The organism is Vibrio sp. Vb0667 (assembly GCF_033391095.1).
In genome coordinates this window covers 1-1,587 of sequence record NZ_JAWPOL010000133.1, presented here as the reverse complement: position 1 = coordinate 1,587, position 1,587 = coordinate 1, and the positions used below count along the sequence as shown (strand labels likewise).

The following is a 1,587-nucleotide window of genomic DNA, read 5'->3' as shown; positions in this document are numbered from 1 at the left end:
CAGCATTTTAAGTTCGTCTTTGAGCGTCAAGCCGTAGCCTGATTTTACTTCAACCGACGTAACCCCACTTGCTAACAAGCCATCTAAACGAGGCAACGCGAGCTCAATTAATTGCTCTTCAGTAGCTGCTCGAGTGGCCTTTACGCTGGAAAGGATACCGCCACCTTGCTTCGCTATTTCCTGATAAGGCACGCCGTTTAAGCGCATCTCAAATTCATTCGCGCGATTCCCCGCGTAAATTAAGTGGGTGTGGGAATCAATGAGTCCCGGCGTCAGAAGTTGACCTTGTAGGTCGATAGTTTGCGAATAGTGTTGAGGAGACAGAAGCGCTTCTATTTGAGGGGTGTCACTTCCAACTGGATGAGCACTGATAGCCGCGATTTTACCAGCTTGAATACCAACACGGGCTGGTGGCGTTGGTAAGTAACCTGCTTCACCACGTTCCATGCTAACTAGTCGGGCATTCTCAATCAGCAAATCCATTCTCTCATTCCTACTTTGATTTGTATCTTTAAATGTATATACAAATAAATAGGTCAAAAAGAATGCGGTGACAAGCGTGATGTTGCTAAAATGTGATCAAAACGTAGTGGGAAAGGCTGTTTATATGCACCTAGAGCAGAACTTTAGAGCTCAACTTGTACTTGTTACCTGGGTGGTAGAGTAGAGCTGTACTGACCAATTTGTCTTGGCTCCATGTTCTACGATTAAGAAGAAGACAAGGTTCATTCGCCTGCATTTTCAAATCCAGTTTGATGCGATTATCGGGAACAATGGCTTCAACCGTGTGTTCAATCGCACTCAACGGACAGTTATTAGATAGGTATTGATTAGGCGTAATTTGGGTGAAGTCTTGGCTAAGATAACTCGGGGCGTATTGGCTGTTTACCCAACGCAGTTCTAACTGAATAGGTGTGCTGTCTTCATAGTGAATGATCTCACTGTAAAACACCGTTGTACCAAGCATTACACCAAGTTTTATTGCGATGCTATCATCCGCTTTTATCGCGACTTGCTGAACTACTTTACTGCTGTATTGGCGTCCTCGGTCACTGACTTCTTCCGCTATATTGCGAATATCTAGTAATGGGGATTCTGATTTCTCACTAGGGTCACAAACGAACGTTCCTAACCTTGGGCGACGCTGTAGTTTTCCTTCATTCACCAAATCTCGTATCGCTTTGTTTACTGTCATTCGGCTTACACCAAACTGTTCAGTCAGCTCGATTTCAGTCGCAATGCGCTGTCCGACCATCCAATCTCCGGAATCAATTTTATCGAGGATAAATTGTTTGATTTGCATGTAGAGTGGCGCAGACATAATGATACCTTTTAAATTGACTATACAAATACTGCTCAATTTAAGTACAAATTGCAAATAGTTATCGACAAATACGACATTTAGAGACAAATAACGGGCATTTGCTTGCTGAATGATTTGGCTGATTTGATATTTTTTGAATCGATAGTGGAATCAAGCCGTATTCTTGCGGTCTATTGCTTGCAGCTTATAAGGCAATTGTGTAAACAAAGCACAACTAATAAAAACAGTCGCAAAAAAGGAAAGGCATGTTTAAGAAATTAAAA

The 1,587-nt window shown here is 42.4% G+C and carries 2 protein-coding genes; both read right to left on the bottom strand.

Going from position 1 to position 1,587, the window contains the following annotated elements; all coding sequences use genetic code 11:
* The coding region (locus R8269_RS24015; protein ID WP_318222754.1) for an amidohydrolase family protein at positions 1–483 on the bottom strand (483 nt) is incomplete at its 3' end.
* 130 nt (positions 484–613) lie between these two features.
* Positions 614–1,321, bottom strand: coding sequence for a histidine utilization repressor (gene hutC / locus R8269_RS24010; protein WP_005483583.1), 708 nt, complete (start codon positions 1,319–1,321; stop codon positions 614–616).
* Between the last annotated feature and the right edge of the window lie 266 nt (positions 1,322–1,587).